The sequence below is a fragment of the candidate division KSB1 bacterium genome, from assembly GCA_034505495.1.
Taxonomy (GTDB): Bacteria; Zhuqueibacterota; Zhuqueibacteria; order Residuimicrobiales; family Krinioviventaceae; genus Fontimicrobium_A.
In genome coordinates, this window is record JAPDQV010000027.1 from 28,207 (window position 1) to 50,842 (window position 22,636).

The following is a 22,636-nucleotide window of genomic DNA, read 5'->3' on the forward strand; positions in this document are numbered from 1 at the left end:
AGCGGGACGGCCGGTGCCATCTGCTGCGGCGCACCGGCCTGCGCTGCAGCGGTGAACAATACAAACGCTTCGCCGCCGAAAACCTGAGCCGCTATGGTATGCCTGCCGCCGGCCAACAGTCTAAAGGATTTAACCGCGCGGCCGTATTCATCAGAAGAAGCAAGCGGACCGCCTGAAAACTCGACCTGTCCGGAGATCGTCTTGAACTGCACGGAAGGCGCAGTTCCGCTCCACACCGGCAGTCCTTCGGCATCGAGAACTTGGACCATCAAGGGCGCGGGAGAAAGCGAACCGACCGGCACCCTGAGGCTGTCGCCGGAGACCTTGCGGATCGAATAGGGCAGAAGCGGCGCACGCGCCATACCGATGAGCGAAAGCTCGGCTCCGGCTACTGTCGGATTGACGAGCTTGGCTTTGATCATGCAGATTTCTACCTGGTTGCCGGCTTTGTAAACGACCGAAGCAATGCCGTTAGAGTCGACCAGGACGCTTGTGGTTTTGACGCGTCCGGTTGGAGTGATGAATTCGCCGGTACCGGCCTGCAGCTCGAACATCACCTCCGCCGAAGCCCGTTGGACCAGGTTATCGTACTTGTCGCGGACTTGGACCCGCAGCGGTCGGCCTACAATTGCGCCGACGTTGACCGTAAAACGATCGCTTTCGCCTTCAGGAACGGCTATTTTTGCCGCTCTGCCTGCCTTGACCCGCACTTGCGCCGCGGCGATGCGAAAGTTCGGATCATCCTGAAGCGCAGCGCCGACGGCCACTATGCCGACTTTGGTGGCCCGCAGCCAGCCGTAGGCCTCACCTTTGGTATTGGTTTCAAAAGTCGGCTGCTCCAATATCGCAAAGGGTGATTCCGTGGTCAAACGCACGCGTCGACCGCTGATCGGATTGCCGTAGCGGTCAGCCACTCTTACGGTCACCAACGCCTTCGAGTCATCATCCGTGGTAATGCCTTCAGGAGCGGAAATCCGCACCGAAGAAGAGTCGGCAAAGGGCGCCGACGGTCGCAATGTGACCAGAATACTGTCGGGCGATCCCTGAATTCCTTCGCCGCCGCTGACACGCAGCTTGTTGACCACACCGACCCGCGTACCGACCATCCAGCTTTCCTGCGCAAATCCGTTTGTCGTCATCTTGCGGTTGACGGAGAAACGGTTCGACAAGTGGCCGGAATTGCCGACGACGACAAAGTCGATCGGGTGGCCGTCGACCAATGCGCCTTCGGCGTTGTAGGCCTCAACGCGAACGATGATGCTGTCGCCCGCGGTCGCCTCCATTTGCCGCGGATTGAGCAGTCGAATGCGGGTCGCCCTGGCCGGAATGCCGTTGATGTTCAGCGCGATCTTGGGAATGGGTTGGTCGTCGCCGCCGCCGATGGTAATGATGTTGGTGCCGATGATCGGATAAAAGATCGCCTGCGCAAATCCCTGGGCGTTGCTCGTCGTCTGATAGTCGGTTACGGCTTGTCCGTAACGGACAAAGAAACCGCGTTCGCCGCTCGCCGGATAAGTCACTGAAAACTTTACCGGATTATTGGCGATGCCGTTGCCGAAGGCGTCCTGAACGGACACAACAATCGTCATGGCGGACTTGGCGACGGCGTCGATGCGGTCGACGGCGGGTGAAACGCGGACGATTCTGCTGGCGTCTCCGGCGATGACCGTGGCGCGAAAGAGCTTGGGCGAATTCAGCAGAGGCGAGCCGTTATATTCGCAGCTGACCGAAAGCAGATGCTGCTCCGGCGTCGTGCTTTTGAGCAGCCAAGGCGCCGAAGCTTGACCGTCGGGCAGAGTCGGTGTGACATAGCTTGCCGCGCCGTTGATGCTGCTGTTGCCGGACACGACGGTAAAGGTCACCGGTCGACCGCCGATTGGATTGTCAAAAGCATCGGTCACTCTGACGGTCGGCGTTTTCGCATTCGCGCCTGCTCCCAGCTTGACCACCCATGTGCTGTCGCCGACGATGGAAATCTTGTAAGGGTCATCCGGCAAAGCGGTCAACAGAATTCTTTCGGTCTGCAGGGAATAACCGGGCACGCTCACCAGAACGGTATCGCTGAAAGCTCCCGCACGGCTGCCCATGGTGTAGAGGACACCGGCGCGGCCGTACGCATTCGTGGAAACGTTCACCTGCTGAAGGCCGTTGATGTTGCCGCCGAAACGATTTCGCACCGTAAACAAGACATCGATCTCCGGCACCGGATTCTGATGAATGTCTTTGAGTTCGATCATCAGAGAATCCGGATACGTTCGGCGGACGGGAATCGCCTGGCTGTACTCTTTAACTCGGCGCATGGAGACGGGCGGTCCCGGCAAGACGGTGCCTTCAAAGGTCAAGGGACTGCCCGCAAGATGTTCGCCGCCTGGTTTCAACGCCACGGCTTTAATCAGGTTGATGACACCGGTCTGCTGCCCCATGACATAATTGACCGCCGCCTGTCCTTTGGCGTCGGTGGTTACCTGCGTGATTTTAAGAAATCCCCCCGCGGTCTGAAAGTAGGCGCCGTTTTCGACCGTAAAAGCGACCGCTTGTCCTGCACGCGGATTGCCGTACAGATCGGTCACCTGTACGATGAGCTGAATGGGACCGCTTCCCGCCTGCGCGGAAAAGCGGAGATTGCCCGGCTGCACCGCCTTCAGAACGGCCGCTGCCGCCGGTTGGGCTGTGGCCGTGAATTCAATCGGCGCCACATCGGCAAAGTCGGGCAGCGAGACGACCGCCTTATGAAGACCGGCGATGGTGCCGAGCGTCATGGTCGCGCGCGCGATGCCTGCGGCATCTGTGGTCGTCTCCAACGACTGCTGGTTGTTGAAGGTGCTGTTGCCTTCTTTAATTTGAAAGAGAACCCGAATGCCTGCACCCATAGCATTGCCGAACGGATTCAGCACCTTGACGGCAAAGGGTTGACTCAAAGGAAAGCCGACGGTTTGCGTCTGATTGTTGCCGCTCTCGATTGCCAGTCTTTGCGGCAAAGGCGGCGTCACCCGCAGCTGAAAGATGCGGAAATTCTTTAACGGCAAAGGCGTGCTTTCGGCACCTTCGGCCTTGACCTGCTCGTTGCCCGCCACGTTACCGGCCGTATAGTAAACTTGAGCGTAGCCGTCGGCATTGGTAACGACCGTTGTATCTCGGCTTCCGCCGATAAGTTTGTTGGAAAAGTTTCCGTAGCCGCTGACGACCGTAAAACGAACGCGATAGTTGACGATGCCGTTGGAGTACTGGTCGATGATCCGCACCCTCAGCGGTTCCGGAAATTGTTTGCCGGCTCCCTGCTGCTGATCATTACCGGATATCAGTTGCAGCTCGTTGGGCGGATCGGGACGCGCCGTAGCCGTGAAAATGATAGGCGATCCGTTGAGCGGCACCCTGACCTGTACCTGATGCGAATCGACTCCGGCTTTTCGCCCGATCGTCCACGAAACCGCGGCAATGCCGTCCGCATCGGTCGAATCGATGACCGAGGTATAAAGATCGTTCAATCTGCCGTCGCCGCGCGTGATCGCAAAGGGAACCGGATAGCCTCGATAAGGAATACCGCGCTGATTGACGATGCGCACACGCAGCGAATCCGGCAGCCGCACATTGACCGCCGACTCGAAACGATCGGCGCCGGTCTGATTGCTGACGGCGAACGGCACGGTTCCAGTCTCGGCGGCGCCGGTAAATAAAATCGGTTCGAATGCAGGATAGTCGTTCAGATATGCCTTTACAATCGTCTGGTTTTCAAAACCAAGTTTTAATACCGCCTCGGCAATGCCGAATTCGTCCGTAAAAGATTTTTGGGTTGCCATGCCGTTGAACGTGCCGCTGCCTTGCTGGACTTGAAAGATGACCAACTCGCCGCGACGGTTGTTGCCGTAACGGTCGGTCACCTTGACTTTAAACGGCTCCGGCAGGAGTCTTCCCGCTTCGCCCTGAATCACCAAAGATGAGGCGGCGGTAAAGGTGTTCGGCGTACCGGCGTTGACGGTTATGGCCGGAAATTCGACGAGATTACTGCCGCTCGGCACGCCGTCCGAATAGGCCTCAATGACAACTTGACCGGCTTGATTGCCGAACGTCACGTTTGTCGATACGATGCCGCGCTCGTCGGTAATGTTGGCAAAGCGGGGCGGAGTTCCGCCCTGACCCTGCGGTGTAAAGCCGCTGTAGCGGGTCAAAAGAATTTTGTCGATGCGCAGATTCGGCTCGCGCCCTTTGATATAAAGCTTGTGAAACCCTTCCGAAAGCGGAATACCGCTCACCCGATTTCGGCTTGCCCAAGTCCACACCGTGGGCTTGTCGGGAAAGTCGATTCGGTTAAAGACGGTGGTGTCGTCGATAGCCCAAAAGACCGAGTTGGAATTATCGTCCGGAGCAATGACGCGCAGAATCATGTCATAGGAACCGGTACAAGGAACCCAAATCGCATAAATGGCCTTGCCGCTGCCGAACGTTCTTGAATAAATATAGCGGCCGTTGGAGGCGTTTTGATCAAAGGCTCTGATCATCGGCGCTTCGATAATGCCGGACTCGGCTTCGATATAAATATAGCCGTCAAAGGATTGACAGACCGAGTCGGCGCTGAGGAACGCAGGAACGCCCGATTTGACGCGAAAGTCGACCGGCACATTGGCCACGCCCACGCCGTTAATGTCGAGCACTCTGACCGAAAGCGGCGCCCCCATTTTTTTGTCTACTTCACCAAAAAGCGGCGGTTCTCCGTAGACGGCCATCATGCGGGGCTCGAGCTGTGGAATGTTGAGAAAATAACTGTCGATTTCATTCCCCAAACTGCCGTAAAGGATCACGCCGGAATAAAGCTGCGCCGCTTTTCCGTAGCGTTTCTGCGTATCCTGCACCGTTCCGATGGTAACGCCGTTTTTCAAAACTTCGAAGGAATTGGCGGACGGATTGTTACGGTAGACTACGTAAAGCGTATCCCCTTTTGCCGGCTTGCTGGTCGGTTTGGTCGAGTTGATGGCATTGCCGAGCACCTGACCGTTGACGATGGTATAGAGGGAAATGTCGTCGCGTACGCGGATCATATAGCCGGAGGCGATGCGGTAATCGTCCGAGTCGAGCAGCATGGCGATGCCGGTACCGCTCAGATCGGTGTAGGCGGCGGTCGTCGCAAAGCGGACGCCGGCTTTTACATATTCAGCCGAGGGAGTGTATTTGATGGAAGACAAAATTGCGAGATTTTTCCAGGCTGAAGCGGCGTCGGTGTTTTTGAGCACGCCATTGACAGCCGCATAAGACGGAGCGGCGTTCCAGCCTTTTAAATCGGGTGAAGTGAACTCGTCGACGAATTCGATGCCGGGCTGCGCAAGCTGCGCCGGAATCGTGACGGGATCGAACCGGCGAACTGTGCTTCGGTTGTTGGCCTGGTCATAGACACGGATGCCGAAATAGTACGTTCTGCCGGCTAAAATATTTTCGGTAATACGGCGCTGTTCACGTCCGCCCGAATAATTGTTGCGGCCCGGGCGATTCATATAGACGACCTGGCCGTTCTCGAAATTGGCGGCGCTGATTTCCTGATCGATCAGGTAGCGCACCTCATACATATTCACAATGCCGCCGCCTTGATCGCTGGGCGTGTACCATTCCAGCACCACTGCCGGCTCGCTCGAAACCGCCGAAGAGATGACGTCAACCGGATTGGGAGCAGAGCTGTCGCTGCGGATGAGCGCCTTTATGACGCGGGAATATTCCAGCGCCATTTTCTGGTAACCCGCGTCGATGGGGTGGATGCCGTCGGGCAGGTCATTGCGCGTAGGATTGATGGCCGAGTACATGTCGACAATGACGACTTTGCTGCTCAGCGCATTGTTGAAAAACATCAGTTCGATTTCTCTGTTGAACTGCCTGATTTGCGCGATTTCCTGAAAGTTGGCATCCAATTTGGGGATAATCTTGCACAGTAGGATGTGCTTAACGTTCGGATCTTTGGCAATTTGGTCATTAACCAACTTTCGGAGTTTCCCGGCCGCCGTATAGTCCTGCGTGTAAGGCCCCGGCGTATCGCTGGTGTTGTTGGTGCCCAGATGAACCAGAACGATGTTGGGCTGATAAGCATCGAGCGCGTTTTTAATGTCCATGCTGCCGCCGGGCAGGAACCAGTCGATTTTGGCACCGCTGACAAAGTGGCCGTTATAGGGAGAGTTGCCGCGGCCGCCGACCAATGCAAAATCGACACCGGCGGCGCGCAAATCGTCGTAGAGGTATTTCCGAAAGCCGTTGCCTTCAACACCGGTTATGCCGTCTTTGCCGGCGGTGATGGAATTGCCGACGGCCATGATGCGCCATTGTTGAGCGGACAAAGGAAAAGTCAATCCTAAAAGAAAGCTGTAACCGATAAGGATAGCTTTGCGGATGCTTTGGTTTCTCAAGAGAACACCTCTTTTTGGCATGTTGCATTCGGGCAATAATATCAGCTTTCTATCTGCAAAGAATGTACCGCATGGAAACGATAGGAGGTGAAATGCATCAACAGGCAGTCTAATGGTCTGCTTCGCTGATTGGGGTTATTTAATTAAAATCAATAGGTAAAGCGGATTTTCCGCTGCAATTCAAGAATGCATGAAAACAGTTTTAAGCTCCCACGACAACTCGGTTTTTTGTACCATTCGGCGACAAATTGCATCAGTAATAAACAATGGACACTGTCAAAAAAACCAGGTCAAATGCATAGAAATGCGAGGGCCGCTGTAGTTGTTGGTCAAGCCTATTCGCTTAATGAACTTGGCATAAAGGTATTGATACTCTGCACCCCAAGATAACGTTTTGCCGATCAAAAAGTCGATGCCGGCCCCCACTTCGAATCCCCAACCCGGGCGCTCAAGATGCGTGCGCCCGCTATTTTGATTTTTCTGGGTTTGGCGCGACCAAAAAACCGAGGCGCCGTAGGATACATAAGGGGAAATCGAAACCGGCGGCAACAGGAGGTATTTCAGGTCAAACGCCAGCTGATCGAGCGCGACGGAAGCCGAATCAAGCTGAACGATGTTCTTTTGCCGCCACTCGGAAAAAGAGAGTCGAAACACGTGGCTCTTGTATAGAGGGAGAATCAGGTTGCCGCCTAAATACGGCTTGGCTCCATCCACGTTTTTCAACGGCCGGCTTGGATAGCGGTCGAGGTCGCTCGGTTTCCAGACGCCCATCTCGCCGCCGAGGCCGATGCTCTTGGGCATCGCCGTCAAAGGCAGCAGACACAACCAAAACAGGATCGCAGCGGTTCTTTGAAATTTGCTTTGCATCAATTGCACGAAAATTTTTCGCTTCGACTCACTCATAATGTCGCCGGCTCATGCGATTGGCTGGAATCGCTGCTCCCCTGCGGTTGAAATCCAATCGACGTACCGGTTCGGCTCGGTTCATTCACGATCTTGATCTCACCGTATTGCGCCTCGTATTTGGCGATGTTGTCTTTTAATGCCAACAGCAGCGATTTGGCGTGCTGAGGTGTCATGATAATGCGCGCATAGATTTTCGATTTTGGAATACCGGGCAGAACACGGGTAAAATCCATGACAAACTCGGCCGGAGAATGAGAGATGATCGCCAAGTTGGCATAGATTCCTTCCGCTTCTTTTTCGCCGATTTCGATGTTGATCTGCTGCGGCTGATGATTCGTCATAGCTTACCTCCCTTTTTAACTCTAATTTATTCAATTTTCATCTTATCATCAACCTGTTTGTCGGAGATTGTTTTGCTTGCTTTGCAGCGCCTTTTATGTTACATTTAATTAATATATGCATTTCCAGGAAGGTTATGAGTGATTCGGCAAAGCGTCTGTTTTTAATCGACGGCATGGCTCTGGCGTATCGAGTTTACTATGCCTTTGTGCGAAATCCCCTCATCAATTCAAAGGGTGAAAACGTCTCTGCCGTTTTCGGCTTTGCCAACATCCTCCTGAAGCTCATTGACGAGCACAAGCCGGATTATCTTGCCGTTGTGTTCGATACCCCGCAGCCGACCTTTCGGCATGAAAAGTTTGAAGAGTACAAAGCGACGCGCAAAGAAATGCCGGAAGAAATGGTCGAACAGCTCCCGCGCATTCGCGAAATGCTGCAGGTGCTGAATATTCCCCTTCTCGAACTGCAGGGATATGAGGCGGACGACATCATCGGCACTTTGGCCAAACGCGCCGAAGAAAAGGGCATCGAAACGTTCATTGTTTCCGGCGACAAGGATATGATGCAGCTCGTCGGCCCAAAGATCAAGCTGCTCGTGCCGCGACACGGCGGCAAAGAAGAAGAGATCCTCGATGAACAGGCGATCCGCGAGAAGATCGGCTTGTCGCCGGAGCAAATCATCGATTATTTGGCGCTTATGGGTGATTCGAGCGACAACATTCCTGGGGTCAGCGGCATCGGGCCGGTTGCGGCGGCCAAGCTGCTGCAGGAATTCGGCACGTTGGATGCGGTGCTGGCCAATGTCGAAAAGATCAACGAGAAACGCTCGAGGACGGCCCTCGAAAAGGGCGCCGAGAGCGCTCTTCTTTCCAAAGAACTTGCCGCCATACACTGCAACGTTCCCATCGACATCCAACCGGAGCAGTTGTCCTTACAGGAAAGCGACCGGCGTGCCGTTTTTCAGTTTTTTCAACGCATGGAATTTCGTTCTTTGGCCGAGCGCTTTATTCCGGATGAACTGCAAAAAAAGCGCGATTATCGCCTGATCCAAAGCGAAGCGGAACTCGAAACGCTGGCGCAGGCGCTCGAAACGGCCGGTCGCTGGGCATTCGATACCGAGACCACCGATCCTGATCCGATGCGTGCCGAGCTGGTCGGTTTATCTTTTTCATTCAGCGACGATGTCGCTTATTATGTTCCGGTTCGCGGGCCGCAGGAATTTGCCGAACCACATCGGCCTTTGCCGATAGTCCAAGTTCTGCAGCGTCTCAAACCCATTTTCGAAAACGAAGCCGTCCTGAAATGCGGCCATAACGCCAAGTATGACATGATCGTTCTGTCCCGTTGCGGTGTAAAAGTCAAAGGATTGGCGTTCGACACCATGGTGGCGGGCTATCTGCTCGATCCTTCGGCGCGGCAGCACAATCTCGACGCCATGGCGCTGACCTATTTTGATCTCAAAAAAATCCGCATTGAAGATGTCATCGGCAGCGGCGCCAAGCAGATTCGAATGGATCAGGCGCCGATTGCGCGGGTTGCCGAATACGCCTGTGAAGACGCCGAGGTAACTTGGAAGCTTTGGCGGACGCTGGAGCCCAAAATCGATGAACTCGAGCTGCGCCCCCTGTTCGAAGAAATCGAGATGCCGTTGGTGTCCGTGCTCATGACCATGGAGATGAACGGCGTCAAAATCGATGTGCCGTACTTGGAAAAGATGTCCAAGAACCTTGAAGCGGAATTGGCGGTCTATGAACAAAAGATCTACGAGTTGGCGGGATGCCGCTTTAACATCAATTCGCCCAAGCAGTTGGCTGAAGTGCTTTACGACAAACTCAAACTCAAAACCGCCAAGAGGACCAAGACCGGCTATTCAACCGACGTCAATGCCTTGGAAGAACTGAGCCGCGAACACGAGCTGCCGAAGGCGATTTTGGGCTATCGGCATTTGGCCAAGCTCAAATCGACCTATGTCGATGCTTTGCCGAAACTCGTCAATCCTAAAACCGGTCGCGTGCATACTTCATACAATCAAACCGTAACGGCGACCGGCAGGCTTTCGTCGAGCGAGCCGAATCTCCAGAACATCCCTATCCGCACCGAGATCGGCAGCAGTATTCGCGCGGCCTTTATCCCGACCAATGCGGACTATGTCATTGTCGACGCGGATTATTCACAGATCGAGCTGCGCATCATGGCGCATCTGTCGGGCGATCCGGGGCTCCGCGCCGCTTTTGCGGCAGATGAAGACATCCACACCCGTACTGCCGCGTTGATTTTCAATATCGATCCCAAAGAGGTCACGGCTGAGCATCGTCGACGGGCAAAGGAGGTCAATTTCGGCATCATGTACGGAATGGGACCCTACGGCTTGTCGCAACGGCTCGACATCACGCCGGAAGAGGCGACAGAATTTATCAGCGCGTATTTCAAGGCCTATCCGGGCGTGCAGAATTACATGACGAACACCGTGCGCGAAGCACGGACCAACGGCTATGTGACCACGCTGTTCAAGCGCCGACGCTATATTCCGGACATCAACAGCGACAATCGCCGCGTGCGCGAGTTTGCCGAGCGTACGGCCGTCAACACCCCGATTCAGGGAAGCGCCGCCGACATGATCAAAATCGCCATGATCCGCATTCAAAAAAGGTTCAATGAAGAGAAACTCGGCGCCAAAATGATCATGCAGGTGCACGATGAATTGGTCTTTGACGTGCCGAAAAGCGAACAGGAGGCCGTCAAGGAATTGATTCGTTGGGAAATGGAAAAGGCGGTCGAAATGGAAGTGCCCGTCAAAGTTGAAATCGGCGTCGGCGACAACTGGCTGCAGGCGCATCCGTAACAAGTTTTACGGGCTTTCTCATCAGAAGAGGAGAACAGCCGATCATAGATCTTTACCTGCGGCATAGAGGATTTTACTCGGCGCCGCAGACATTAAATGCGGGAAGCCGCTGCAGCAGGCCGTTTCAGGCAATCCATTTGAGGGATTTTCCGGCTTTTTAGCAGTATGACCAAGACGATAGAACTCCGCTTGATCAGTGATCCGGCCTTGCTGAGCGCCATGCGGACTGCCGTGGCCAGCGTATGCGAGTGGGCGGGTTTTGATCAGCGCACAACCGGCAGAATCGTGTTGGCGCTGGACGAAGCGTGCACCAACATCATCAAGCATGCTTATAAAATGCAGAACGATCAGAGAATTTCGATCATCTGCCGCATCACGCCTGGCAAGCTTGTGTTTATCCTGGAAGACGACGGCGAGCCGGCGGATATTAAAAAGATCAAGTCGCGACCCTTGAATGAGATCCGCCCCGGCGGTTTGGGGGTCTATTTGATCAATAGTGTGATGGACAAAGTGCGATATAAAGCGGGAAAAGTAAAGGGAAATCGTTTGTACATGCATATTCGTCGACCGAAAGGCAGTGCAGCGTGAGTTTGAACATTCAGACAAAAATGCAAAGCGGAGCGGCCATCGTGCATATTGAAGGGGAAGTAGACATGTTCTCATCCCCGGAGGCGAGGCGCGCCATCATGGAATTGATCCGCAAAAAGACGCCCAAGATTATCGTCGAGTTGGAGGGCGTTCCTTATATGGACAGCTCGGGGTTGGCCGTGCTCATCGAAGGGCTCCGGCAGTGCGGGGAATACGGCGGTTCTCTGGCGGTTGCCGGCGTGCGCGACAACGTCCGTGAAGTTTTTGAGCTGACCCGCCTGGATCGGGTTTTTAAAATTTACCAAAACGTCGAGGCGGCGCTCGCAGAATGAGAAAACTGCAAAAGATTTTCGGCAACTCGGGTAGAAAGCTGGCGGTTTTTTTCGTTCATGTCGATCGCCTCATGCGCCTGAGCGCCAGGACGCTTTATTGGATCTTTATTGCGCCTTTTAAGGGCAAACCGATTCGTTGGGGTGAGACTTTTGTGCAGATGGTGCGCATCGGTGTCGATTCCATTCCGATCGTTGCCGTCATCTCGTTCTGCGTCGGCTTGATCATCGCCATGCAGGCCGCATATCAATTGGAGCGATTCGGCGCCGTCATTTATGTGGCCGATCTGGTGGCAGTCTCCATGTGCCGCGAACTGGGGCCGCTGATCACTGCCATTATCATCACGGGGCGCAGCGGCTCGGCAATCGCTGCGGAAATCGGCAGCATGAAGGTAGCAGAAGAGCTCGACGCGCTGCAGACTATGGCGCTGAATCCGGTCGGCTTTTTGGCTGCGCCGCGCACCATTGCCATGATGGTCATGCTTCCCTGTTTGACCGTGCTCTCTGATTTCGTTGGAATTGCCGGCGGTTTTGTCTTGGCGCTGACCAACCTCAAATTGACGTTCATCGCCTATTTCAACGAAACGGCTGAAGCGTTGCTGGCGCGCGATTTTTTGACCGGCCTGGTCAAGAGCTTCTTTTTCGCCGTCATCATTGCGCAGGTTGGCAGTTATCAGGGATTCAGCGTGGTCGGCGGTGCCGAAGGCGTCGGCCGCGCAACCACTACCGCAGTGGTCACGTCGATCTTTCTCGTCATTTTAGCCGATCTGCTGTTTACAATGTTCTTCTATTCTACCCTTTGATATGAGCGAACCGATCATCAGCATACGCGATCTTCATACCAGTTACGGATCGAGAAAAATACTCAAAGGGATCAATTTGGACATCTACCCGCGGGAGACGCTGGTCATTTTGGGCCGTTCCGGCTGCGGTAAAAGCACGCTTTTACGCCACATGATCGGCTTGAACAAACCGGATCGCGGACAAATTTTAATAAAGGGCGTTGATATCGTGACGGCAAGCGAAAAGGAGCGCGAAAAACTGCTCATCAAGATGGGCATGCTTTTTCAAAACGGCGCTCTGTTCAATTCCATGACGGTCGGCGAAAACGTTGCACTGCCGTTGATGGCACACACGCCGCAGGAGCCGTCGACGATCCGCATCATGACAAGAATGAAGCTGGGGATGGTCGGGCTAAGCGGATTCGAAGATTTCATGCCGTCGCAGCTTTCCGGCGGCATGAAGAAGCGGGCTGCGCTGGCGCGCGCCATCGCCATGGATCCCGACATTCTTTTTTGCGACGAGCCCTCGGCCGGACTCGATCCCATTGTCGCCGTCGGCATCGATCATTTGATATTGAAACTCAAAACGGCTCTAAAGATGACGATCGTCGTCGTCACCCATGAAATGGCCTCCGTGTTTTTAATTGCCGACCGCGTCTGTCTGCTGCACGACGGCGAGATCAAGTTTTTAGGTACCAAAGAGGAACTGACCCGCAGTACCGATCCGTACGTTCTCCAGTTTCTCGAACGCCGTCCCGACGAGGAAAAGATGGACCCGGACGCCTTTTTGCGGGAGCTGGTGGGAGAGTGAAATGAAGGTCAGCAAGGCCAGGAATCAAGTAATGAGCAGGTCATAAATGGACTACAAATCGAGCGAAGTCAAGGCCGGAATTTTTATCGTTTTTAGCTTTTTGTTGTTCATCGGCTTTATTGCCGTCATTGTCGGCGTCAAGAGTTTCAAAGAAAAGAGCATTTACCGCGCACGCTTTTCTTATGTAGGCGGCATCGAAAAGGGCTCGGCGGTGCGCTTTGCCGGTCTGCCGGTGGGAAGCGTGCGGGAGATTCGTCTGCCTGACGACGGTTTTCCAGGCGCCGAAGTCGTTTTGGAGGTGGAGAAGGGCACGCCGGTGCGCGCCGGCAGTCGGGCGTTCATGACCACAATCGGCATTATGGGCGCTTTCTATATCGAAATTACGCCGGGTGACCCTTCCGAGCCGCTGCTGCCTCCCGGATCTTTATTAACCTCTGAAGATGTTACGCCCTATGCCCAGATCAGCGGTGTAGCCGCCGATGCCGTTGAAGAGTTGACCGAGCTGTTGCGGCGACTGAACGACGTACTGAATGAACAGAACCGCAAAGAGCTGGCGACGTTGATCCACTCCATCTCACAAGTCGCGGCAACTACGGAACAAAATTTTCAGCAGACGCTTTCTCGGCTGAACGAATTGATCGAGTCGGCCAATCGCACGGCTTCGGCTGCTGCCGCTGCCATGGAGGCTAACGACGCCACGTTTCGCCACAGCCTGACCACGCTCGACAGTGCGCTCGTCGAAAGCCGGCAGGTGCTACAGAGCGCTGTTTCCATTCTGGATCAATTGGACGGCTCGCTTGCCCAAAATGAGACTCGGATCGATCAGATCATCAAAAACCTCAACGCGGCCGCTGCGAATTTGAACGAACTGAGCCGTTCCGTCAAGGAACAACCCTGGAGCCTGGTGCGAAAAAGCTATCCCCCAGAGCGGAAGCTGCCCGAGGATAAAAGCAAGTAAGAGGAGCTCTTGTGAAGAAACTGTTGATGGGTGTGGTTTTTCTGGTCGGCCTGACAAGTTGTTCCAGGCCGCCGCAAATTCAATATTACGATCTCGAACTGGTACTCAGCCGTGGTGAGCGGTCGGCTGCTTTGCCGCTTGTGGTTCAGCCGTTCGAAGCCGGTCCGATGCTCGATCAGGAAAAATTTCTCTACCGAACCTCTGCTTATGAGCTGCGCGCCGATCCTTATCGGCGCTGGACGATGCCGCCTCCGGCTCTTTTGACCGAACAGGCGCGCCGCTTTTTTAAGGAAAGCAGCCGAATGGAGGTGCTGTCGCGTCTGCCGGCAGACCGCCGTGCCTACGAATTGAGGGCGACCGTTTATAACTTTGAAGAAATCGCCATACCTGACCGACAAAGGACGGCGCGCGTCACGATTTGGTTCGAGCTCTTTGATGCCGCGGCCAAAAAAGTCGTTCTTTCCGAAATCATCGAAAAAACCGCGCCGATTACCGGCGGCAGTGCCGAGGCGATTGTCGAAGCCTTGCGCGCGGCCGCACAGGCGGTTTTCGAGGAGCTGGCGGCTCTGATGAAGGCAAAAGTGGAATCTGATCGGTCGGCGGAATAGCTTGTTCTTTTTTGATCGATTGCTTATCTTTGCCCAAGAAACCACCACCGTTTGGAGGCGAAATGAAGGAATCGTCTAAAAAGCGCAAAAGCAGCAAATGGTCCATTCTCGTTGAATTTTGGCAGTTCATGAGAGTGCGCAAAAAGATATGGCTTGCGCCCATCATTATCATTCTTTTATTGTTGGCGTTGGTCGTTGTTTTTACGGAAGGCACCGCCATCGCACCGTTTATTTACGCCCTATTCTGACGGAACCGGCTTGTCCGCCCGTTTATTGACATATCCCTACGAACGAAGTGTGCGGCTTGCTGTCGGCAACATAATTTTAGCGGCGGCTTTAGGCTTGACTTTCTTTTCCGGCTGTGCGAAAAAGGAGAATGTCATCGTTATTTGGCACTCGCTGCGGCCGGTGGAGCGCCAGGTTCTGCGCGCTGCGTTGGATGAATTTGCGCGACGCCATCCGGGATGGGAGTTCGGAGAGCTCTTTTACGAGCCCGAAGCGGCGCGTTCCAACTATATCATCAGCGCTTTAGGTGGAAGCGGACCTGCGCTCTTTCGCGGCGCCAACGACAACATCGGTCCGATGAGCGAGTTGGGCGTCATTATGCCGCTGGAATCTTTTTTTGAGCAGGCAACGCTCGACAGCTTTCTCACCGATCCGCTCGAAGCCAATACCTGGTTTCGCGGCCATCTGTATCAAATCGCCGACAATATCGGCAATCACCTCTGTCTCGTCTACAACAAAAAGCTGATCGACAAGCCGCCGCAGACCATGAGCGAGCTGATCGAGATCGGCAAAAAGCTGACGTTCGACCGCGACGGCGACGGCAAGCCGGATCAGTACGCCCTGGTGTGGAATTACATCGAGCCGTTTTTCGCCGTACCCTTTATCGGCGGTTTCGGCGGCTGGATCATTGATGACAGCCTGCGTCCCACCCTCAATACTCCTGCCGTTGTTCAGGCGGCGCAGCTGATCTACGACCTGGCCAACGTCCACAAGATCATCCCGCTGGAATGCGATTACGAGGTCGCCAACGCTTTGTTCAAGGACGGTCTGGCGGCCATGATCATCAACGGTCCTTGGTCATGGGGAACCTATCTCGATGCCGGCATAGATATCGGTTTGGCCCGCATTCCCAAAATCGACGCGACAGGCTTGTGGCCCAGCCCGGCAGTGCAGCCTATGGGATATTCGGTCAACGTGAATCTAAAAGGAGAAAAGCTGCGGATAACCCTGGAGCTTTTACGGTATTTGACCACCAGTGAAATGCAGTTGCGCTTCACCCGCATTTCCGGAGCTTTGCCCTCCCGCATCGATGCCTTTCAAAGTCCGGATGTTCAAAATAATGAATTGGTGCGCGCTTCGTTGGAACAGTTGATGGTCGGTCGGGTTTTGCCGCCGGTCACGGAGTTACGCTGGATCTGGGATGCCATGCGGCCCGGCTACCAGGCCATCTTTCGCGGCCGTGAGACTCCCGCCAAAGCGGCTGAGAACATGCAGAAATTAGCCGAAAAACTTATCCGCGAAAATCGAGGGTAATCATGGCGAGCGGTGTCGGAGAAATCAAAGTCAATCGATTGGCGTATCTCTACACCCTGCCTGCATTAACAGTTCTGGCGCTGGTCGTCCTCTACCCGTTTGTCTACAACGTCGTCATTTCCTTTTCCAACATGAATCTCGCGCACTTTCGCGATTGGCGGCTCATTGGTTTTCAGAACTATCTTACCGTGCTCAAGGACCGCTCATTTTGGTACTTTTTCCTAAAGACGGTTCTGTGGACGGCCTTGAATCTGATCTTTCATGTCTCTATCGGCGTCTTTTTGGCTTTGCTGCTGAATAAGGATTTGAAAGGCAAGTCGTTTTACCGAACCATTCTGATTCTGCCTTGGGCCATGCCGCAGTATATCACCGCCTTGACCTGGCGCGGCATGTTCAATTCGGAATACGGCGCCATACCTCTGCTTTTTGAGCGCTGGTTCGGCATTTCCATTCCTTGGATGACCACCGAATGGGGCGCCTTTACCGCCTGCCTGATCACCAACATCTGGCTGGGATTCCCCTTTATGATGATCATTGCGCTAGGCGGACTACAGAGCATTCCGGATGAGCTGTATGAAGCGGCAGAGATCGACGGGGCCTCGCCGTGGCTCAAGTTCCGCCACATCACCATGCCCCTGCTGAAGCCGGTGATGGCGCCTGCCGTCACTTTAGGCGTTATTTGGACGTTCAATAATTTTAACGTCGTTTGGTTGGTGAGCAACGGCGGCGAACCGTCCGATACCACCCACATCCTGGTTTCTTGGGTATACAAAACCGGATTTACCTATTTCCGGTTCGGCTATGCGGCCGCCTTTTCGATGATCATCTTTGCCATTCTGTTGATCTTTAGCTGGAATTTCATCAAGCGGACACGCGCTGTCGAAGCTGTCTATTGAGCGAGGCGTTATGAGAAAACCGCGAGAACTATCAACAAGCGGAAAGATTGCAGCTTATATTATTCTCTCCCTGTTTGCCCTTTTCTCCCTCTATCCGGTTTTGAACGTCTTTTCCGTTTCCTTGCGCCCCGGCGATCGTCTGCTCAGCAAATCCTTGGCAATCATTCCCGAAAACGCCACGCTGCAGACCTATCAACAGCTCTTTACCCGCGAGCCGTTTTTGCGGTGGATGTTCAACAGCATCCTCGTATCGGCCATAGTGACGGTAGTCAGTGTCGCCTTGGCGTCGACGGCCGGGTATGCGTTTTCCCGCTATCGCTTCAAGGGACGAAGCGCCGCCATGGTCGGACTCATCACAACCCAGATGTTTCCGGTGACCATGCTGCTGTTGCCGCTTTTTATCATGCTGATCAAAATCAAAGCCTACGACAACTATTCGGGACTGATCATTGCCTATGCGGCGACAGCTTTGCCTTTCGCCATCTGGCAGATGAAGGGCTACTACGACACGATCCCTTACAGCCTCGAAGAAGCCGCCCGTATCGACGGCTGCTCCGAAGTCGGCATTTTTTGGCGAATCGTTCTACCTCTGGCGGCTCCGGCTTTGGTGATCACGGCTCTCTTTTCGTTCATGACCGCCTGGTCGGAATATTTGGTGGCGGCCGTCCTCATTCAGGATCAACGTCTCTTTACTCTGCCGCTCGGCCTCAAAACCTTTCAGTCCACCATGGAAGTCTCCTGGGGACTCTATTCGGCCGGCGCCGTGATCGTCAGCCTGCCGGTTGTTGTTCTTTTCCTCTTTCTCAGTCGCTGGTTGATCTCCGGCTTGACTCTCGGCAGCGTGAAAGGATAGGAGGATCGACGATGGATGCGATGCCTTCGGCGGCTCATGAAGAAGCATTGGGTCGACAGCTGACAAGCTGGATCTACCGCGCGGAACGTTCGCGCACCTTTTTGGCCTATCTCATCGGCCTGTTGGGCGCCGCCATCGTTTTTTTTCTTCTCTACGGCAGGCACTTTATACCGACGGCCGGAAAAATTTCTGAAATTCTGATCTATCTCGTCTTGTTCGGCATCGGCCCGTTGTTGAACCTCCTCAAAGCGGTCGGCAAAGACCGTCAGTACGACCTTTATGAAAACGGCTTTGTCATTTCGATTCTGGACAAGAATAAAGTCGAATCTTCCACGATCGGATATTGGCGCGACTATCGGACCTGCTATTATCGTCCGCACGAAGTGATTCTTCTCGGCGAAAGCCGCTTTGTTCGGAAAAAGCTTTTGGTGCCGGCCAATGCCGTTGCAATTTATTCGATTTGCCGCGAACAGATCAATGCGGCACAAATGAATCGGCTGAAAGAGCAGCGGCCCATCGAGGCGCCGAATTCGGAGGAACAGCGCCGCCTCAGGTCTTTCGAAAAGCGTCGGCTTGGTGATTCTTACGGCTCTCGTCCCAAACCCATCGAATAACGCCTTATGCCCGAACTTCCGGAAGTCGAAACCATTCGTCGGGGCCTCGAATTACACCTCGCCGGCCGCCGGTTGACGGCAGTTCAAGTTTTAACCCCTAAATTGCGGCGACCGGTACCGAAGGGTTTCCTTCAGGCTTTGGTCGGCCTCCTCCTTGTCCGGGTTCGGCGCCGTTCCAAATATCTCCTTTTGGAAATGGAGCAGGAATGGTCCCTCGTAATCCATTTGGGCATGAGCGGCCGACTGCTGTTGGAAACCGACGCTGATGCGGCGACAAAACATACGCACCTAATTTTAGAGTTTGAGGGATTGAGCCTGGTTTTTCGCGATCCGCGTCGATTCGGTTTCGTAGAGGTGGTGAAACAGCGTGAAATCGCCGAGATGGAGCCTTTCGCTTCTTTGGGCCCCGAGCCGCTGAGCGACGCGTTTACGGCTGAATATTGTCTCGCGTCGATGCGCGGCCTGCGGCAGTCCGTAAAAGCTTGGCTGATGGATCAGAGGCGGGTCGCCGGAATCGGCAACATTTATGCGAATGAAGCGCTTTTTCGCGCCGGCATTTTACCGCAGCGGCCTGCAGGAACGCTGACAGCCGGGGAGATCGAGCGGCTGGCGGCAAGCGTAAAGTCGATTCTGCAGCAGGCGGTCGAATTGGGCGGAACGACCCTTTCCGATTTTGTGAACTCTGAAGGCGATCCGGGTTATTTTCAAAATCATCTAGAGGTCTATCAGCGGGCGGGGAAGCCGTGCAGCCGTTGCGGCGGCATTATTGAAAAAAGTGTTACGGCGGGACGGAGCACATTCTTTTGCTCAACCTGCCAAAAATAGGATTGTAAGACGTAAAGTTCATCAATAACAAGGAGGATGTCAAAATGGGCCAAAAAATGAGCCGCAGAGATTTTTCGCGTCGATTGATCGGCGCAGCGGCCGCAGGCGCTGCATTTGGAGCAACGATCCCTTCATCGGTGCTGGGTGCCAATGACCGCATTCTGATAGCGGTTGCGGGCGTCAATGGTCGCGGCCGCAACCATATTCAGGAGTGGTGCAAGATTCCGGGCGTCGAAATCACCTGGATCATTGATCCCGATACTCGTCTTTTTCCGGAAATCGAAAAGATGGTGGTCGAGCTGCAGGGCAAAAAACCCAAGTTCACGACCGACATTCGCAAGGCACTGGAAGACAAAAACCTGACTGCCGTCTCTACCGCCACGCCGGATCATTGGCATGCTCTGGCGGCGATATGGGCGTGCCAGGCGGGAAAGCATGTTTATGCGGAAAAGCCCTTGAGCCATACGATTTGGGAAGGGCAAAAAATGGTCGAAGCGGCGCGCAAATACAACCGCGTCGTACAATGCGGCATGCAAAACCGCAGCATATACGGAGTGCGCAAAGCCATCGAGTTTCTGCATTCCGGCGAGCTCGGTGAGATTTATATGGCCAAGGGCCTCTGCTACAAACCGCGCAACACCATCGGCCACAAACCCAATGCGCCGGTTCCTCCGGGCTTGGATTATGATCTGTGGCTGGGACCGGCCTTGTGGCGGCCGTATAATCCGCAGTACGTGCATTATAATTGGCATTGGTTTTGGGATTTCGGCTGCACCGATTTAGGGAATCAAGGCCCGCATCAAATGGACATTGCGCGGTGGGGGATGAACAAACACGAAATGCCGCAAAAGATCAAATGCGTCGGCGGAAAATTTGCCTTTATCGATGATCAGGAAACGCCGAATACGCAGCTCGCTACTTTCGAGTATGCCGACGGCAAGATCATTCAATTCGAAGTTCGCGGCCTATATACGAACGCCGACGACAACATTCGCATAGGGAATCTCTTTTTCGGCACCAAAGGATGGATGCATCTGAACGGCGATAAATGGTATACCTATTTCGGCTTTAACAATGAACCGGGGCCGAAATATGAAGGCGGGGGAGATGTTGCGGATCCCAGCAATCTGGCCGGTGCGGGAGGTTCGGCGCATTTTCTCAATTTCATCGAGGCAGTTCGGGCCGAAAACTGGATGCTGCTGAACGGCGACGTCGAGGAAGGGCATCGGTCGACGGTTATGTGTCATTTGGCGAACATCTCGTATCGCCTCGGTCGAGAACTGCGTTTCAATGACCGGACGTATCGCTTTGTCGGCGACGAGGAGGCAAATTCCTATCTGACCAAAGAGTACCGTTACCCCTTTGTGGTTCCGGATAAAGTGTGAAAAAAAAGCCCCTGCCTGCAGCAGGGGCTTTTTCGTAATCGGCATGCCGAATTAATACATATCACCCATGCCGCTTGGCGGAGTAGGGTTTGCCGGCTTTTCCTCCGGTTTCTCGACGATGGTCGCCTCAGTCATGAGCAGTAGACCGGCGACGCTGGCGGCATTTTCAAGCGCGATGCGGCTGACCTTGGCCGGATCGATCACGCCGGCTTCATAGAGGTCTTCGAAGGTTTCGGTGGCAGCGTTAAAGCCGAAGCCGCCTTTTCCTTCCTTGACCTTCTGAACGACGATCGAGCCTTCCCAACCGGCGTTTTCGGCGATTTGACGAATCGGCTCTTCGAGGACGCGTTTGAGGATGTCGATGCCGATCTGCTCATCGCCTTCCAGTTTCAGTTTGTCGAGTGCGGGCAGAGCGCGAATGAACGCCACGCCGCCGCCGGGAACGATACCCTCCTCGACCGCCGCGCGGGTCGCATGCAGCGCGTCCTCGACGCGGGCCTTCTTTTCCTTCATCTCGACCTCAGTCGCGGCGCCGACTTTCAGCACGGCAACGCCGCCGGCCAGTTTCGCCAGCCGCTCCTGAAGTTTCTCTTTATCATAATCAGACGTGGTGGTTTCGATCTGCTTTTTGATCTGGGCAATACGGCCCTGGATTTCTTCAGGTTTGCCGGCACCTTCGACGATGGTGGTGTTGTCCTTATCGACCGTTACGCGTTTGGCGCGGCCCAGATCGGACAGAGTGGCATTCTCGAGCTTAAAGCCGGCTTCTTCGGAAATGACGCGGCCGGCAGTCAGGATGGCAATGTCCTCCAACATGGCTTTGCGGCGGTCACCGAAGCCGGGCGCCTTGACCGCAGCCACGCGCAGAGTGCCGCGCAGCTTGTTGACCACCAGCGTAGCCAACGCTTCGCCTTCCACATCTTCGGCAATGATCAACAGCGGCTTACCCATCTGAGCCACCTTTTCGAGGATGGGGAGCAGATCCTTCATGGCGCTGATCTTTTTGTCATGGATGAGAATCAGCGGTTCCTCGAGGACTGCCTCCATGGCCTCGGCGTCGGTGACAAAATAGGGCGAAATATAACCGCGGTCGAACTGCATTCCCTCGACAACCTCCAGCGTCGTCTCCGTTGATTTGGCTTCCTCAACGGTGATGACGCCGTCTTTGCCGACCTTCTCCATTGCATCGGCAATCAAATTGCCGATCTCTTCGTCATTGTTGGCGGAAATAGCGCCAACCTGAGCGATCTCTTTCTTGCCGGGCAACGGCTTGCTGAGCTTTTTAATCTCCTCGACCACGACCTTGACGCCTTTATCGATGCCGCGCTTGATGGCGGTCGGATTGGCACCGGCCGTAACGTTTTTCAGACCTTCGCGCACAATGCCCTGCGCCAAAACCGTGGCGGTGGTCGTTCCATCACCGGCAATGTCGCTGGTCTTGGACGCTACTTCGCGCAGCATCTGGGCGCCCATGTTCTCCAGCGGATTCTCCAGCTCGATTTCTTTGGCCACCGTAACACCGTCCTTCGTAACGGTCGGTGCGCCGAACTTTTTATCGATCACAACGTTGCGGCCCTTGGGGCCTAACGTGCATTTTACCGCATTGGCAAGCTGATCGACACCGCGCTTGAGCGCGTTGCGAGCTTCCACGTCAAAAGTAATGATCTTTGCCATTCTCTATACTCCTATTTTTGAGTTTCTGAGGATTGACCGGAACATCAAAGAATTGCGAAAATATCGCTTTCCCGCATGATCAAATAATCTTCACCGTCAATCGTCACTTCAGTGCCCGAATATTTGCCGTAGAGCACTTTTTGTCCTACTTTGACCTCCATGGGAATCTTTTGACCGGTCTCGGTAATTTTGCCGGGACCGACGGCTACGACTTCACCCTGCATGGGTTTTTCCTTTGCCGTGTCCGGAATGTAAATATTGCCGACTTTGGCTTCTTCAACTTCGAGCGGCTTCACAACGACTCGAT

19 protein-coding genes are annotated in these 22,636 nt (G+C 54.4%); 14 read left to right on the forward strand and 5 right to left on the reverse strand.

The genetic code is table 11. The annotated features are described in order from the left end of the window. The 3 genes from ONB24_10860 to ONB24_10870 all read right to left on the reverse strand — a co-directional run. On the reverse strand, positions 1–6,380 hold a 6,380-nt coding region (locus ONB24_10860; GenBank protein MDZ7316615.1), incomplete at its 3' end, for a GDSL-type esterase/lipase family protein. Between the two features lie 276 nt (positions 6,381–6,656). Continuing rightward, entirely contained in the window at positions 6,657–7,283 is a 627-nt protein-coding gene (locus ONB24_10865; GenBank protein MDZ7316616.1) for a hypothetical protein, read from the reverse strand. Next, positions 7,280–7,627 carry a DUF3467 domain-containing protein gene (locus ONB24_10870; protein ID MDZ7316617.1) on the reverse strand — a complete coding sequence of 116 codons (348 nt, stop codon included), beginning with the start codon at positions 7,625–7,627 and terminating at the stop codon, positions 7,280–7,282. Before ONB24_10870 ends, ONB24_10865 begins: the two co-directional genes overlap by 4 nt. A 134-nt stretch (positions 7,628–7,761) precedes the next feature. Between ONB24_10870 and polA the strand changes: the two genes are divergently transcribed. The 14 genes from polA (at position 7,762) to ONB24_10940 (ending at position 20,655) form a co-directional block, all read left to right on the forward strand. Continuing rightward, the gene (gene polA, locus ONB24_10875; GenBank protein ID MDZ7316618.1) at positions 7,762–10,467 is read left to right on the forward strand and encodes a DNA polymerase I; all 2,706 of its coding nucleotides are present in this window, start codon (positions 7,762–7,764) and stop codon (positions 10,465–10,467) included. Between the two features lie 165 nt (positions 10,468–10,632). Then, positions 10,633–11,055: an ATP-binding protein gene (locus tag ONB24_10880; GenBank protein ID MDZ7316619.1), complete on the forward strand. Its 423-nt coding sequence runs from the start codon at positions 10,633–10,635 to the stop codon at positions 11,053–11,055. Then, complete coding sequence (locus tag ONB24_10885; protein MDZ7316620.1) at positions 11,052–11,387, forward strand: STAS domain-containing protein; 336 nt, start codon at positions 11,052–11,054, stop codon at positions 11,385–11,387. Before ONB24_10880 ends, ONB24_10885 begins: the two co-directional genes overlap by 4 nt. After that, on the forward strand, positions 11,384–12,187 hold the full coding sequence (locus ONB24_10890; protein ID MDZ7316621.1) for an ABC transporter permease: 804 nt from the start codon (positions 11,384–11,386) through the stop codon (positions 12,185–12,187). Before ONB24_10885 ends, ONB24_10890 begins: the two co-directional genes overlap by 4 nt. Before the next feature lies 1 nt (position 12,188). Next, entirely contained in the window at positions 12,189–12,977 is a 789-nt protein-coding gene (locus tag ONB24_10895) for an ABC transporter ATP-binding protein (protein ID MDZ7316622.1), read from the forward strand. A gap of 46 nt (positions 12,978–13,023) precedes the next feature. Further along, positions 13,024–13,935: an MlaD family protein gene (locus tag ONB24_10900; protein ID MDZ7316623.1), complete on the forward strand. Its 912-nt coding sequence runs from the start codon at positions 13,024–13,026 to the stop codon at positions 13,933–13,935. Positions 13,936–13,946: 11 nt separating this feature from the next. Further along, positions 13,947–14,543: a PqiC family protein gene (locus tag ONB24_10905; GenBank protein MDZ7316624.1), complete on the forward strand. Its 597-nt coding sequence runs from the start codon at positions 13,947–13,949 to the stop codon at positions 14,541–14,543. Between the two features lie 62 nt (positions 14,544–14,605). Then, on the forward strand, positions 14,606–14,791 hold the full coding sequence (locus tag ONB24_10910; GenBank protein ID MDZ7316625.1) for a DUF5989 family protein: 186 nt from the start codon (positions 14,606–14,608) through the stop codon (positions 14,789–14,791). Between the two features lie 49 nt (positions 14,792–14,840). Then, positions 14,841–16,082, forward strand: coding sequence for an extracellular solute-binding protein (locus ONB24_10915; GenBank protein ID MDZ7316626.1), 1,242 nt, complete (start codon positions 14,841–14,843; stop codon positions 16,080–16,082). Positions 16,083–16,084: 2 nt separating this feature from the next. After that, on the forward strand, positions 16,085–16,978 hold the full coding sequence (locus ONB24_10920; GenBank protein ID MDZ7316627.1) for a sugar ABC transporter permease: 894 nt from the start codon (positions 16,085–16,087) through the stop codon (positions 16,976–16,978). A 10-nt stretch (positions 16,979–16,988) separates the two neighbouring features. After that, on the forward strand, positions 16,989–17,831 hold the full coding sequence (locus ONB24_10925) for a carbohydrate ABC transporter permease (GenBank protein ID MDZ7316628.1): 843 nt from the start codon (positions 16,989–16,991) through the stop codon (positions 17,829–17,831). A gap of 11 nt (positions 17,832–17,842) precedes the next feature. Next, entirely contained in the window at positions 17,843–18,445 is a 603-nt protein-coding gene (locus tag ONB24_10930; GenBank protein ID MDZ7316629.1) for a hypothetical protein, read from the forward strand. 6 nt (positions 18,446–18,451) lie between these two features. Continuing rightward, positions 18,452–19,270, forward strand: a complete 819-nt coding sequence (gene mutM / locus ONB24_10935) for a bifunctional DNA-formamidopyrimidine glycosylase/DNA-(apurinic or apyrimidinic site) lyase (protein MDZ7316630.1) — start codon at positions 18,452–18,454, stop codon at positions 19,268–19,270. A gap of 44 nt (positions 19,271–19,314) precedes the next feature. Next, positions 19,315–20,655, forward strand: a complete 1,341-nt coding sequence (locus tag ONB24_10940; GenBank protein ID MDZ7316631.1) for a Gfo/Idh/MocA family oxidoreductase — start codon at positions 19,315–19,317, stop codon at positions 20,653–20,655. A gap of 51 nt (positions 20,656–20,706) precedes the next feature. Here ONB24_10940 and groL read toward each other — a convergent pair whose 3' ends face one another. Then, positions 20,707–22,329 (reverse strand): chaperonin GroEL, encoded by a 1,623-nt coding sequence (gene groL / locus ONB24_10945; GenBank protein MDZ7316632.1) that lies wholly within the window; start codon positions 22,327–22,329, stop codon positions 20,707–20,709. A 44-nt stretch (positions 22,330–22,373) separates the two neighbouring features. Continuing rightward, positions 22,374–22,636, reverse strand: a 263-nt coding sequence (locus tag ONB24_10950; protein ID MDZ7316633.1) for a co-chaperone GroES, incomplete at its 5' end; no start/stop codon positions are given.